This window comes from Archangium sp. (assembly GCF_057119385.1).
Window position 1 is genome coordinate 30103 of sequence record NZ_DBNGVP010000102.1, and the last position, 14146, is coordinate 44248.

The window sequence follows — 14146 nt, forward strand, 5'->3', positions numbered from 1 at the left end:
GAAGCGCCCCACCAGAAACGGGAAGGGAGCCACTCATGAACGACTGGAAGCTGCCGTGGGAAGGAGGATGCCGCTGTGGACGGGTGAGGCTGAAGATCAGCGCACCGCCGCTGCTCACCATGGCCTGTCACTGCACGGGCTGCCAGCGGATGAGCGCCAGCGCCTTCTCCCTGAGCGCCGCCATCCCCACCCAGGGCTTCGAGGTGACTCGAGGCGAGCCCGTCATCGGTGGCCTCCACGGCGAGCACCGTCACTACTTCTGCCCGTACTGCATGAGCTGGATGTTCACCCGGCCCCACGGCATCGACACCTTCGTCAACATGCGCGCGACGATGCTCGATGACCCGAGCTGGTTCTCCCCGTTCATGGAGACGTGGACGAGCGAGAAGCTCCCCTGGGCCACCACGCCCGCGGTGCACAGCTTCGCGAAGCTGCCCGCGTTCGAGGACCTCGAGAGGATGACGGACGAGTACGCGGCGCAGGCAAAGAAACCGGGCGCGGCAAATCGAAAATAAGTGTGCTCCGGGGGCTACGCCAGGGTCTTGCCGTCGGGCAGGTTGAGGATGGAGAGGAAGAGCTCATAGAAGGCGTCCGCGTTGGCGCCCATCGCGACCGACATGCGGCTGCCCCGGGTGTCGTCCTGGAGCAGCTGTCCGGAGTGGTCCTCCTCCTCGTTCAGCTCCTGCACGACGCGGATGCCCATCTGCTGCGTGGTGACGAGGGAGGGCGCGACGAGCGCGGCGGCGGCGAGCGGATCCCAGAAATAGAAGTCGCCGCTGTTCACGAAGGGCATGTCCGCGGTGAGGGCCTGGAAGACGAAGGCCGCCGCGCGGGTGTCATGCCGGTCCTGGAGCCGGACGTAGAAGTTCATGTCGAGCGGCACGTGGTTGCTGGCGTCCAGCGGCACCAGGGTGATGGGCACACCCGAGCGGAAGACGATGTCCGCCCCGAGCGGGTCGAGGAAGATGTTCCACTCGGCCGTCTTGTTGGCGTAGTCGGGGTCCACCACGTTGACGTTGCCCGGCACGTTCACCGCCCCGCCCATCACCACGATGCGGGCGATACGCGGCGCCACCTCGGGGTGGTCGCGCAGCAGGATGCCCAGGTTGGTGAGGCCACCGATGGCGAGGATGGACACCGGCGTGGGCGAGCCGAGCAGGGTGGTCCGCAGGAAGCTGACGGCGTCCTGGGCGGAGGGCCCGTTGGGATTGGTGGGCAGCGGCAGGCCATAGACGCTGTCGATGACGGAGCGGATGGAGGTCGGAAAGACATTGCTGTAGCGCAGCGGGGCGTTGGCGCCGCGGGCCACCGGGAGGGTGGGCTGGTCCACCAGCATCAGGAGCTTGAGGGCGTTGAGCGTCCCCGGCGTGAGGTGGGCGGCGCCCGTGCCGGTGGTGGTGATGCCCAGCACGTCCACTTCGGGGTGCTTGAGCAGGAAGAGCATCGCCATCCAGTCATCGATGTCCACGTCGGTGTCGATGATGACAGGCAGGCGCGAGGCGGTCGTCTGTGGGGTGCTCATGGGGCTGGCTCTCTCTCCTTGCTGCTTGGGAGATCCACGCTAGCAGGAAGCCCCGGGCCCGCATGTAACGAAACCCACACGGGTACGGCCGAGTCCAATCCCATCTCATTATTTCCAAACACTCTCACATCATGAACAAGGTGGGCGGGGATGATGCAGAACCTGCTCATCACCCGCTGAGGGCGTCCCGGGCCACCCGCCCCGTGACGCGGCGCACGGAATTCCCGTGAGCCAATTCATGGCGTTGGTACGAACCCTCGGTGAAACTGCCGAAGCACTCCGGGTGCCAGCTCGCACCCGGGTGCACAGACGCCGTTTCCCCTCCGAGAGGACCCCATCTCCACCATGTTCCGTTCCGTCCGCTCCACCGTCGGCCTCACCCTCCTGGGACTGGGCACCGTCGCACACGCCCAGACGGCCGCTCCCGTCCGGCCTCCCAAGGTCCCCCCCATCCAGGGCCCCATGTCGCGTCCCACGGTCGCTCGCGCGGCCGAGAAGGCTGTCGCGGCCACGAAGGAGACAACCTCCGGGTTCGCCTACCGCAACGCCACCACGCCGCCGGCCCCGGGTTGGACGGGCCCGGTGTTCCAGCTCAGCCACGACTATCCCCAGAAGGACCCCGGCACCTGTCCGGCCAACGTCTGCACGTGGTTGTCCAACAAGAAGGTCACCTTCGACCAGACGCCGGGCGAGAAGACGCAGACGCAGTGGTCGCCCGAGTGGGCCCAGTACATGCAGCAGCTCCTGGACTACGTGCGCGAGGGCCAGGATCTCCAGCTCGACAACCAGGTGGGCTGGCAGGTGAAGGTGAACGGCAACACGCGCTGGTTCCACATGCCGTGGATGGCGTACGACACGAAGACGGGCCGCGAGTTCGTCCACGGGCTCACCAACGAGCGCACCGCGCAGATCTCCGACTTCCTCGGCGAGCAGCTGGTGGATGAGGGCCTGAACAAGCTGTCGCTGTCCGCCACGAAGGAGACGGCCCAGGGCTACGAGACGTGGGCGTTCGGCGTGTACAACGAGTGGGGTGGCTACGCCATCGGCCGCTCCTGGAACACGGACGGGACGCCGCGCATCGACAAGAACCACAACGGTGGACCGCAGCCGGCGGGCCTGCCCTTCCCGGAGGGCACCCTGGTGGCCAAGCTGCTCTTCACCACCGCCACGCCCAAGGACGTGCCCTACCTGGAGGGCTCGCCGGTGTGGCAGGCCGACCGGCACCAGACGAAGGGCACCCTGTTCCTGTGCGAGCGCCAGGTGCAGGAGGTGCGTCTCATCCAGCTCGACGTGGCCGTGGTGGACAAGAGTTCGCCCACGCGCTGGGTGTTCGGCACCTTCGCCTACAATGGCAAGCTGAAGGGCAAGACGGTGTGGGATCGCCTGGAGCCGGTGGGCGTGCAGTGGGGCAATGATCCCTGGTCCTCGCCCGCGGCCGCCAAGGCGGACAGCCTCCCCATCGTCCAGAGCGTGCTCAACACCAAGATTGGCACCTACCAGCACTTCGGCTGCAACAACCGCCTGGCGGGGCCGGTGGACAACAAGCTCTCGTCCTGCATGGCGTGCCACGCCAATGGGTACACGCCGCAGGCGGGCGTGGCCTCGCCCTCGGGCTCCAACACCATCCCGCCCATCTTCGGCTTCCCCGGCCAGTGCACGACGAACTCGGTGGACAACGCCAACTACTTCACCAACAACCAGTTCCCCATGGCCTACGCGGGCGGGCAGTACCCGAACCTGATGAACATGGACACGTCCCTGCAGATGTGGGTGGCCTTCCTGCAGTACGGCCAGTTCAACCAGTTCAATCAGCCCGAGGCCTGCGTGAACCCCAGCGGTACCTGAGCCGTCCCCCCCGCGCCCCCGTCCCGTTTGGAATGGGGGCGCGTCCACGAGGCCGCGCGCCGAGACCGTCTAGAACTGGCCGGCGCGGGCCTCGTCGAAGGACACCCGGTGCTTCATGTAGAGGGTGTCCAGCATGTGGTTGCTGATGGGGTTGAGGTTGCCGTCCGTGAAGCGGTGCACCACGGCGCCCTTGCCCGCGTCCTTCAGGAAGTCGAGCGGATCCACGCTGCCGCCCAGGCCCGTGAGCGTGGGCACCGGGTCCGCGTTGTTGACGTAGTGCACGTACTGGGGGCCGTCCGGGTACTTCGTCGAGGCCGCGCCGAACGTCTCCACCTTCAGGTGGCTCATCATCTGCGCCACCTGGGCCTTGGACAGCCCGTCCTCCAGGCGCAGCCGCTGCTCCACGTCGAAGAGGGCCCGCGCGGTGATGAGGCCTCCCTGGCTGTAGCCCATCAGGTGCACGTCCCGGCCCGCCTTCAGCTCCGAGTAGACGGTGTCCGCCAGGGTGTCCACGGCGGGGTTGCTGCCCTTGTCCAGCTTGTCCGTCACGCACTGGGCCAGGTCCGTCACCAGGCCCTGGGTGGCGTTGTGGATGCCCACCACCTTGGCGCCCGACGTGTCCGCGATGGACTGCATCTCCTTCAGCTGCCCGTCCAGCGGCGTCATGATGCCGTTGACGTAGAGGATGGTCTCCGAGGGGTTCGGGTTGTTCTTCGGGGTGACGCCCGGAATCTGGCCCAGCGCGGTGCCGGGCGGGAACGTCTGCCCCTGGGTCCCCACGAACTTCCCGTCGGACAGGCGGTCCGGCTTCGCGTCACCGCCGAAGAGCCGATTCAGCTCGGCCGCGTGCGAGGCCTCGAACACGTCCAGGCCCATCTTCACGAAGCGGGGCACATCCGCCAGCCCGCCCTTGGCCAGGTCCACCACCTTCTCCAGCGGATTCAAGGACTTGCGCTCGGTGGCGGTGCGGGCGGTGGCGGTGCCCGCCGGGCTGAACGCGCTGGCATTGCGATGGATGGACGTCATGGCCGGCTCCTGCTGACTCGAGAATCAATGCGTTGCCTCATTATCCGGCGCGCTGTGGGAAAAGTTGCGTGCCCGAGGCGGAACGAGAAAGACCGGGCTCCCTGAATGAGCGCCCGGCCTTCCCCTCGACTCCCGGCGGTCCTGTGGCCGCGGGCTCGCTCAGAGCGCCAGGCAGTCGAGGCGCACCGGCTTGTGCTCCAGCGCCTGCCGGATGCCGCTGTACACCACACCGTTCGACGCCAGCCCGATGTGGTCGACGAGGTTCGTCGGGCATTGCTCCGGTGCCTGCACGAGCACGTTGCACTTCAGCGCCTGACCGGCCGCGTTCGTGCGATCGCAATTGGCCATGACCCCGTACGAGGACGGATTCACGAAGAGGTCGTTCGTGGTCAGGAAGCTCGTGTAATAGATGGGGTCGCTCGCGGGCCGCTGGTTGATCTCTTGGATGAGGGCCGAGCCGTGGAGCAGCTGAGCGCAGACCGGAGGTGGAGTCGCCGCCTTGCAGCTGAACAGCACCGTCGCCACCAGCTCCAACAGGGAGCCACTCTCGATGTGGACGCCCTGGTGGGGCGAGCCCAGGGTGATGAGGCTCTCGACGGAGTGGGGGCCGTAGTCGTGGACATAGGTCCGTGACGTGATGCCGCCCTGGCTGTGGCCAATCAGGTTGACCTTCGGCGCCCCGGTCCGGAGCAGCACATCCGCCACCTTGTAGCTGAGCTGCTGCGCGCTCCTGTGGATGTCCATCAGGCCGAGCTCGGGGAGCTCGAAGAACTCGACGGTGTAACCGTCCGCCCGGAGACGCGCCTCGAGAATCCAATAGAGGATCTCTCCCGCCATGGTTCCGCCCACGATGATGACCGGATTCTTCTGGGCCACCGTCGGAGGAGGAGGAGGCGGCGGCGGGGCCGTGGTGATGTTGCAGGTCACCACACTGGCCAGCGCGGTGCCCGGGTTGGGGATGCCGGGAGGATCCGCCGCCAGGCAGGCCCAGGAGCCGTCCGCCTGGGGCCCGTGCTGCACCATGAACCCGGCGTGGGCCGAGCCATTGCCGGCATAGGAGAGCTCACACCCGCCGCCCAGCGTCTTGCCCGTCACCGGAGGGACGGCGATGGACTTGGGATAGCTCACCACCGGGGACTTCGTGCCCTGGGTCACCGAGCAGCTCAGCGCGGGCTTGCTGGGGAGCGTGGCCGCCTGCGTGGGCTCGATCGCCACCCTGCAGGCGACGAGCGAGGCCTCGACGGTGGCGTCCTGGAAATGATTCGGCGGGTCGACGGCCTGGCAGGACCAGCCCTGTCCATGGGCCGAGCGCTTGGAGATGACGACGTTCTCGGCGTGGACGGAGCCGTTGCCGAAGTGCGAGCTGTCACAGCCTCCGGAGACGACGACATAGCCGTCCGAGGCGAGGGCCGGGGGAAGTGTCACCTCCGCGGCCGGGTTGCGCGAGGGGCCCGTCTTCTTCGAGAGCGTGGTGCACTGCAGGCGCAGGCTGCTGATGCTCGGGTCACTGGCCTTGCAGTAGGTGACGGAGGCCTTGGCCCAGGCGGGGTTGGAGACGAACGCCGGATCCGCGGCCTTGCACCGCCAGCCGTGCTCTCCATCCGGGGCGTTCTGCACCATCACCCCGGCATGCACGGACTCGAAGCCGAAGCGCGACACCTCGCACCCACCGCCCACCCGGACGTAGCCCTGCTGCTGTTTGTCGAGGGGGACCGTCGCCACCGCCTTCGGGTTGGCGGCCAGTCCGGAGAGGGGGGCCCTCGCCTGTGTCGACGTCTGGCAGTCGAAGGTCACCTGCGCGGCGGCCGTCGAGCCCGCCAGCAGGAACGCGGCGGCCAGACCCAGATATGTGCTGTGTATGGATTTCATCTCGGGTCTCCCGCCTTTCACCGCAGCACTTCGCGCAGGGTGATCTCGTAGATGAGCGTGGCATTCGGCGGAACCTTGCCGGGAAGACCCTCGGCGCCGTATGCCAGCTGCGGGGGGATGACGAAGCGGTACTTGCCGCCCATGGGCATGAGCTGGAAGGCCTCGGCCAGGCCCTTGATGCCACCCGTGACACTCATGACGGCGGGCCGGCCCAGGGCCGCGGAGCTCTCGAACTCCTCACCGCCCGCGACGGAGGCCGTGTAGTCGAACACCACCCGGTTCTTGGGGCCGGGGCGCGCGTTCGGAGAGGCCGTGAGGACCACGTACTGGAGGCCACTCGGGGTGGTGACCACGCCCTTCTCCTTCTGGTTCTTCGCCAGGAAGTCCTGCCCCTCCTTGCCGTACTTCGCCCGGTCCGCCGTGAGCTTCTTCTTCTGGTTCTCGAGCGCCGCGGAACGGGCCCGGTCACGCGCCTTGAGGAGGTCCGCGGCGCTCAGCTGGGAGGGCTTTCCCTCCAGGTTGTCCCGGATGCCCTGGAGCAGGGATTTGATGTCCAGGTCCGCGCCCGTCTGCTTGAGGGAGCTCGCGATCTCCTGGCCGAGGGCGTAGCTGTTCTGCGCCTTCTCCGTTCCGATGGCCGCCGGTGTTTGCGCTGCCGCCGCGGTCGCAACGGTGCAGAGCAGAAGGAAACCAATCCGTGTCATGACGTCGAGCTCCTGGGTGGTACCGCGGTCCTCCACCACAGCAAGCCCTGAGCCAGCGTCCGCCGCGGCCGCAGGCCACCCAAGGGGGCGGAATCAGGTTCCTGGCACCCGGGAACTCGGCACCAAGGAAAGGCCTGACACGTCAGCGTGGGCGGCTGACACGCCAGAGCCAAGCCTGCTTGGAGTGCATACGGGTGCGCGGCCCTCGATGAAAGGAGCGGCAAGGACATCCGAGATTACGCCTGATACGCCTGCCGTGCGTCCTCCGGCCCTTCGGCAGCGCACCACGGCTCTCCATCAGGCGCAGGAACGGCTTGTCAGGGGTGCTTGACCGGGGCGCCTCCCACGCGCCCCCTGGCACGCCCATGCCCCACGCTGACGGTGGACGCGGGAGCACTGGAGCCCGCCCTCAGGAGTTCAGCAACGTGTCGACCGTCGAGCGCTCCATCTTCTGCCACAGCCGCAGGGTCAACCATTCCTTCGCGAGCCCCGTGACGCGCTCGTCGTTGGGCGCGAGGGTGAGCAGGTTCATGAGCTCTGCCCACTCCTGCTCGGAGAGCGGTGGTCCACCCTGGGCGCGGCGGTAGAGGGAGAGAAGGTGCGGAGTGGTGGCAGCGGCAAGTTCGGCGAGCGCCATCTCCAGCAGCCCAGGATCATCCACCTGCGAGAGCCTTGCCAATGAGCGCAGCCGGAGTGACAGGAATCTGGAGTCATCCAGCCCCCGCAGTTCTCCCGCGCCCGGGTGCCCGCTCTGGGATGCGAAGTCCGTCAGCCAGCGCTCCGCTGCCTCGCGCGCCTCCCAGCCGCCTCTCGCGATGATTCCCACCAGCAGCTTCGCGATAGCGGGAGCTGACAGCCTGGCCCGTTCAGCCAGAGCCAGCGTCGTCGCCAGCGACAGCTTCGCTCCGTATGTGGACAAGAACTCGCGGACAAGGGCGGAACGGCGCTCCAAGCCACACCCGAGACGTTCGAGGGCATCGAAAAGGTCAGGAGCCGAGAACCGCCAGCGGCTGTGGTCGGAACGGGGATGGGAATCGAGGCCGAGGCATGAGATCAACACGTCGATGCGCTCCTGCTCGGACGCTCCTGCCTTCGAGAGCGTGTCGAGCATCGTTTCGAGGCTGAGACGCTCCCAGGGGGCGAACGCGGCACGGCCGAGGGACTGCCGCAGCTTCGCGTCCGCTGGCTGGAGCATCAGCAGCGCATTCACGAGTGTGTAAGTGCGAGCGGCATGGAATTTCGCGGCCCTGTGAATGGCTTCCTCGAGGATGGGAGAGAGGTGCTCGTCCTGGTACTTCAACCCGATCAGCCGGAGCCCTACGTCCGCCTTCCGATCCAAGAGGGTCCACGAGTTGTCGTGCTCTTCATTCGCGCTCACGGTGGGGGCGAGGGCCAGCGCGGGGCGCAGGAGCTCGATGCGGCGCTCCGCGGGCAGTCTTCCCAGCGTCGCGAGGCTGTCGAACATGAGGATGGTGTCGATATCTGTGGGGGGCGCCTGCCCGTCGAGTGCTTCCCGGATCCACCCGCGCACCACCTCCGAAGAATCCGTGGGCAGTTCCTCCTCCGAAGAATCCGTGGGCAGTTCCTCCTCCAAGGAGTCCAAGAAGTCCATGGACAGTTCCTCGGGGTCTTGCTCGCGCTCCGGGCTCTGATTCGAGGGCGGCTGGCACCACTCCGTGAGCCTCTTCAACATGCGATCGCTGTCCTCATAGTGGGCAGACGCGATCGCGAAATCGACGGCGAAGAGGACGGAGTCGCGACTCACGGGCGTCCGGTTGACCAGGTGTGCGAGCCTGGCACGCCGGTCCAGAGGCTGCTGCCGGAGGACGGACCACAGCTCGGGACAAGCCCCCAGCCACCAGATGAGACAAGGCTCGACGTCATAAACTGACGGACTTGCCGGGTCGTATCGTTCAAGAACCCGCTCCTCCATTCCAGGTGAATAGAGGCCGTACTTGCTCACGAGCCTCGTGATGGCTTCGAGCTGCTTGTCAGGCGCCGAGGCCAGGCGGGCCAGGAGGGCCGCACGCACGGCTTCCCGGCAGTCGTCCCGCGCCGCAAGGACCCTCACTCCACAAGTGAAGCGCTCCCATTCTTCCGCGTGGAGCCATGCCGCCAATGGCTGTACACAGGCGTCGGGCCGGTACATGCAGAGCACACGCATCGCCTCGAAATCGACACGGTCCAGGAAGTCAGTCCTCTCGAACCGCGCTTCGCCAGCCAGACCGGAAGCGAGGGCACGCCGATCGATGGCGAGCAACAGCCAGCGGGTGTTCTCTCCTTGTTCGTATTCCTCGGACAGCTCGATACAGCCAAGCAGAGCCTCGCGGGCTTTCTCTTCGAGGATGCCGCATCCCAATGCAAGGTGTCCCGCGCCCAACCGCAGCGAGTCCTCCGGTGAATCGAGCACACGGACGAGGGGGTCCTGGATCCACGCACGGGCTTGCTCGGGATGGTGCCAGGAGAGCTGGCCAGCGGCTTGGAGCACCCGCCGCGGGTCATCCCCCTCGAGCACCCGTTGCCAGAGGCGGGTGGCCTCCTCCGCTGCTCGTGCGTCCTGTAGCCAGTCGGCGAGCGATGCAAGCTGTGCCTGCGAGAGCTGATGCGGCTCGAGCGCCCGGCTCGCCTCAAGGGCGGACCTCCGCGTGCTGTCGTGCCGAAATCCCATCGTGACGAGGCGGAACAAGATGAAGGGGTTCGTGCTACTCGCCCCACGTTCGAGGCGCTCACGAAGCGCGTCACCCACAGCGGGAGTCTCATCGGCCAGGAGGAGTTGAAGGAGCGTGTACTCGGCCACGGTGCTGGCGTAGTCCGTGCACTCCAGCGCGTGCATCAGGTAGGGGATGCTCGACAGGTCCTCTTTCACGAGCCGTGAGAGGAGGAGGGGCCACTCCAGGCTGATCCCTTCCCTGGGATTCGCGGGAGGCTTTTCCTGGGGGAGCCCCTTCAGCACGGCCCGGACGGCTTCAGCGGCGAAGGGTGTCAACCGGCCGAGCACCCGCCAGAAAGCCTCTCTCTCATTCGCCCGCGCTGCTTCCTCCGCTGCGATGGTCGCGGCGCGTACAGGGGGCTCGTCACACCAGAGCAGGTGGTCCGCTGCCCCTAGCCGCACCGCAACGTCGTTCGCGTCGAGAAGCTCGTGCAGGATCGGCAACACCTGCTCCGTGCCCTCCTGCGAGGAGGCCACGAGCTCGGCGGCCTGGAGCCGTGCCGCGGCCGGCACGCTGGGGTCCGAGGCGCAGGCCAGCCATCCATCGATCGGCTCATGCTTCAACCACCTGGTCAGTGTGGGCTTCCCCTCGTACACGGCCGCTCGTACCTCCTGCGCCGGGGAGCGCGCACACTGTTGCAGCGTCGCCAGGGCCGTGCGGGAGAGCGCGGGGTCATGGCCGAGCGCCAGGTACGCCCAGCGCACGCGCGCCAGGGCGTCGGAGGAGCGCATGCCACGCCGTAGCGCATCGTGGAGCTGTTCATTGTTCTGCTGGAGCCGGAGCAGGAGGCGTGCGGCGCACATCCTCCGCCCCTCCTGTTCAGCGGTGAGCCAGCTCCGAAGGAGTGCGGTGAGGCTCCGCTGCTGTTCCGCGATCGACCCCAGCAGTGACTCCAGCTCCGTGAGCAGCCTGCCACTGGCCTTGGCGGTCTGTTCCAGCACCGCCTCGGACAGTCCTTCGACCACGGGCGCCACGTCCTTGACGAGCTCGCGGGCGTGGTGACCCAGTGTCGAGTCGGCGCTGATCCACTCGACGAGGGCCTTCCGCACGGACGCATCGTCCGCCAGGAGCCGGAGGACCGTCTTGGCCTCCTGATCACGGGAGTAACCCTGCTGCCCCGAGAGCGCCATCTTCAGCACCTTGGCGACGTCGTCGTCCCAGGCTCCGGCGATCGCGAGCAGGCATGCCGCGGAGAGCCGCAGCTCGCTCCGCCTGTTCTCGTCGTGTCGTTCCGTGGCGGAGTCCTGCTCTGACTGGCGCTGTCCTCCCGGTGCGAAGGAAACCTCCGAGCGAAGACGCATGCGCACCAGCTCGTGCAACCGGGCCTGCAACGGAGGCCCGCCACGTTTCACCCGCTCAGCGATGTCACCCGGGGCGAGCGCCGAGGTCCTGCCAAACCGGCCCAGGGCGTCTATCACCTCGTTGCTCCAGTCACCCGCGGAGGCAAGGCCGAAGGCGCCGTGGAGCCGCAGGGTGTCGTCGCTGCGTTGCTCCAACCAACGGGCGCAGGCCTTCCGCACCTCCAGGATTTCCGCGGCGGCTGGCGCCAACAGCCGGGCAAGCCAATCCTGCACTTCGGGCACTCCCCGGCCATCGAGGCCGGCGAAGCGCTCCAGGAGCACGGGTGGAAGGGGGTGGCTCGGGAGGGCGTGCTGGGTGAGCTGGTCGAAGTCACCCCAGAGCGGCGAGGGCGGCGTGGTCTCGAGCAGCTCGGCCCAGCTCGTCCACACGCGCTCGACGATGGCCTGGCCGAAGCGCACCTTGTCACCGAGGCAGGCCGAGACGGCACGCAGGCCGGGGCGGAGCAACCGGCCCACTCCTGTCTCATCGCGTGCGAGCAATCCCTCGGCGAGTGCATCGAGCTCGGTGTAGTCGGTGGGAGGCACCAGGCAGAGCCGTGCCGCGGCGAGTTGCAGCACCAGGGGAGGAAGGTGGCGGTTCTTCAGGAGCCTCTTCGCGGCACCTCGCCTCTTGCGGGTGAGGGCATACGCGGCGAGGAACTCGGCGAACGTCCGGTGCCAGAACAGGATCGTCTTTTCTTCCCGGCGGATGAGGCCTGTCTCGAAGGCGAGCCGGAGCGCCTCCCGTGCCTCGCGGGAGGATGAGCCCCGCTCCCCTCCGGCCGCGGCGCCGAGGAGTTCGAGGAGCCGGTCCTCCTCGAGGCTGTGATGTTCCTGCTTCAGCACCAGCCTGGACGCGACGGAGGCCCAGGTGTCCAGGAGCCGGCCTGCCTCGGTCTCGGAGAGGGTGAAGCGCCACTTCCCGAGGAGTGTCTGCAGGAAGTTCTCGAAGACGAAGACCCGGTGCAGGGGAGCGCCATCCCCGTCGGTCGGGGTGAGCGCGGACAGCGTGAGCAGGAGGGGATTGCTGCTCAGCTTGAACCACTCGCTTTCGAGCGTGATGGCGCGCAGCAGGGCGCTCGTGCGGCGGCGGGCGCGCTCCACGTCCCGCGCGTTCGCGTGCCGCGAGGTCTCGATCAGGTGGTGCAGGGTCGCCACGAGGTAGCGCTGTTGCCGGTAGTGGAGTGGCGCGAGCAGGGTGTGCGGGATGTCGTGCACTCGCGGCCAGTAGCCATTGGGGCGCGAGGTCAACAGGAAGCGCACCCGCTTGTAGCGTGTGACGAGGCTCTCCACTGCATCGACCACGTGCTTGCGCTGCGCCTCCGGAACCTCGTCGAGGCCATCACACAGGAGGAAGACGTGCCCGCCGGCCAGCATCGTGTCGAGGCTCTCTCGGAGCACCGCGCGTGCTCCCAGCTCGCGGAGCTGGCGGCGGATGAATGCCTTGAGGCTCAAGGCTCCATTCTTCTCGAGGGCCTTGCCGAAATTCCCGAGCGCGAGGCGCACGGGGAGCAGCTCTCGCAGCTTCGCGATGGCCTCGCGTGCGTCCGCGTCGTACGTATCACCGCTCAGCAGTGCGCGCGCCTGGTCTCCGTCCCGTCCTTCCATGCAGGCCAGGAAGGCGAGGCGCGTGAGCACGCTCTTTCCCGCGCCCGGATCTCCGATGACGACGAACCGCCGTTGACGGAGCGCCACGGCGAACGGGATCGGCGACTTGCTCCAGCCGTGGCGCTCTCCATGGTAGCTCCATCGCTCATCCGCGAGCTGAGAGAGCTGCTCCTGGTGGGTGCGCCATTCCTCGGGCTCAAGGTCCCGCACGCCCGCTTCGCGATGGAGCCTCGCCTCGCGGCTGCCCGTCGCGTGGACTTCCTGGTACAGCGAGGGAGCCACCGCCACGGCGAGCAGCTCGAGATCCGTCTCGTGGGGGCCCTGGGGAATGCCCACGAGGCCTCGGAGGTCGAGGCGGCGGATGTCCGGCTCCCGCGCGCGGGAGCGCTTGTACTCGGCCACCGCCTTCGCCACCTCCTGGGGAGGGGGGGCGTCCACCTCTGCCTCCGTCTCCGTTGGCAGGTGCTCCCTCAGGAAGGCCAGGAGACACTCCGCGGAGGCCCGTGCGGCGAAGTGCTTGAAGTTGTCGTTCTTCGCGGGGTCGGCGAAGTCCATGACCCCCTTCATCACGATGCTGTGGCCGACCCGTCTCAGGTGTGCGAGGGCCCCGATCGCGGAGGCCTCCATCTCCAGGCCGAGCACCGTGCGCATCGTGGTGGAGAGCTTCTCGAAGATGTCCGGATCCCTCACCACCTTGCTGCCCGTGCCGATGGGCCCCACATGAACCTGGAAGGACTTGGGTTCGGGCAGGCGATTCCGGTGTTGGAGGAGCTCCCGTTGGATGTGCGTGCGCCCCTGGGGCGTGAGCTTCAGTGTTTCGCCCTGAAGCCACTCCTTCTCCCAGAGCAGCTTCAGGACCTTCTTCCAATCGACGCATCGCACCACACGGTCTGGATGCTCGATTGGGTCTTCTTCCTTCAAGCATCGCTCGAGCACCCAGTTCATCTGGTCATCGAGCGAGCGGGGACGCAGGGCCAGCCAGGAGTCGATCCCGGGCGGATGGAACGACTCCGCCTTCTGTTGCCATCTCGGGTCGAGGTTGTAGGTGATGGTGTCCCCCCGCACCCGCTCGACCCGCTGGCCCGACTCGTCCTGTTCAGGCGTGAGGCTGCCGGTGTCGTAGGTCCACAGCCGATTGGCGATGATGACGTCGCCGAGCTCCACCTTGTCCTTCCGCCCGGCACAGACGCCGCACATGGCCAGGCACCGGGGCGCATACGCGTCCACGAGCGGCGAGAGCGCACCCACGGACGCGACGCCGCCCATCTCCAGGGCGCGGGTCACCGCCACGTGAAGCCGCCCGCCCTTCGCGCCTTGGAAGGTCCGGAAGGCGACCTCCAGACCGATGGGGCCCTCCTTCCGCTGCCAGGAGCTTCCGGGCTCGGCCCCGGTCTCGACCTCCAGGACGGCGTCGTATTCTTCCTTGACTGCGGTGATGATGACGACGTCGACGGGCTCTCCCGAGCCCGCTTTGGCATGCCTTGTCGATGCTCTCGGTTTTCGAGGCATGGTGCCAAGCAG

The 14146-nt window shown here is 67.5% G+C and carries 7 protein-coding genes; 2 read left to right on the forward strand and 5 right to left on the reverse strand.

Annotated features, from left to right (window positions below):
* Window positions 1-35 precede the first annotated feature (35 nt).
* Window positions 36-515, forward strand: coding sequence for a GFA family protein (locus tag AC16DP_RS24860; protein ID WP_329730135.1), 480 nt, complete (start codon window positions 36-38; stop codon window positions 513-515).
* A 14-nt stretch (window positions 516-529) separates the two neighbouring features.
* Here AC16DP_RS24860 and AC16DP_RS24865 read toward each other — a convergent pair whose 3' ends face one another.
* A complete protein-coding gene (locus tag AC16DP_RS24865) occupies window positions 530-1522 on the reverse strand; it encodes a nucleoside hydrolase (RefSeq protein ID WP_329730136.1) in 993 nt (330 codons plus the stop codon).
* Between the two features lie 345 nt (window positions 1523-1867).
* On the opposite strand from AC16DP_RS24865, the gene AC16DP_RS24870 reads away from it, so the two are divergent.
* On the forward strand, window positions 1868-3367 hold the full coding sequence (locus AC16DP_RS24870; RefSeq protein ID WP_329730137.1) for a hypothetical protein: 1500 nt from the start codon (window positions 1868-1870) through the stop codon (window positions 3365-3367).
* Window positions 3368-3436: 69 nt separating this feature from the next.
* Here the strand turns inward: AC16DP_RS24870 and AC16DP_RS24875 are convergent, their stop codons facing one another.
* The 4 genes from AC16DP_RS24875 to AC16DP_RS24890 all read right to left on the reverse strand — a co-directional run bounded on the left by AC16DP_RS24875 (window position 3437) and on the right by AC16DP_RS24890 (window position 14134).
* Window positions 3437-4393, reverse strand: a complete 957-nt coding sequence (locus tag AC16DP_RS24875) for a hypothetical protein (RefSeq protein WP_329730138.1) — start codon at window positions 4391-4393, stop codon at window positions 3437-3439.
* A 159-nt stretch (window positions 4394-4552) separates the two neighbouring features.
* Window positions 4553-6262: an esterase/lipase family protein gene (locus tag AC16DP_RS24880; protein WP_329730139.1), complete on the reverse strand. Its 1710-nt coding sequence runs from the start codon at window positions 6260-6262 to the stop codon at window positions 4553-4555.
* A gap of 17 nt (window positions 6263-6279) precedes the next feature.
* Entirely contained in the window at window positions 6280-6966 is a 687-nt protein-coding gene (locus AC16DP_RS24885) for an FKBP-type peptidyl-prolyl cis-trans isomerase (RefSeq protein WP_329730140.1), read from the reverse strand.
* Window positions 6967-7375: 409 nt separating this feature from the next.
* Entirely contained in the window at window positions 7376-14134 is a 6759-nt protein-coding gene (locus AC16DP_RS24890) for a P-loop domain-containing protein (protein WP_329730141.1), read from the reverse strand.
* Between the last annotated feature and the right edge of the window lie 12 nt (window positions 14135-14146).

Excerpts from the sequence above, each read along its gene's own strand:
- AC16DP_RS24880 (WP_329730139.1), bottom strand. The coding sequence starts at position 6,262 with ATGAAATCCATACACAGCACATATCTGGGTCTGGCCGCCGCGTTCCTG.
- AC16DP_RS24860 (WP_329730135.1), top strand. The coding sequence starts at position 36 with ATGAACGACTGGAAGCTGCCGTGGGAAGGAGGATGCCGCTGTGGACGG.
- AC16DP_RS24875 (WP_329730138.1), bottom strand. The coding sequence starts at position 4,393 with ATGACGTCCATCCATCGCAATGCCAGCGCGTTCAGCCCGGCGGGCACC.
- AC16DP_RS24870 (WP_329730137.1), top strand. The coding sequence starts at position 1,868 with ATGTTCCGTTCCGTCCGCTCCACCGTCGGCCTCACCCTCCTGGGACTG.
- AC16DP_RS24890 (WP_329730141.1), bottom strand. The coding sequence starts at position 14,134 with ATGCCTCGAAAACCGAGAGCATCGACAAGGCATGCCAAAGCGGGCTCG.
- AC16DP_RS24865 (WP_329730136.1), bottom strand. The coding sequence starts at position 1,522 with ATGAGCACCCCACAGACGACCGCCTCGCGCCTGCCTGTCATCATCGAC.
- AC16DP_RS24885 (WP_329730140.1), bottom strand. The coding sequence starts at position 6,966 with ATGACACGGATTGGTTTCCTTCTGCTCTGCACCGTTGCGACCGCGGCG.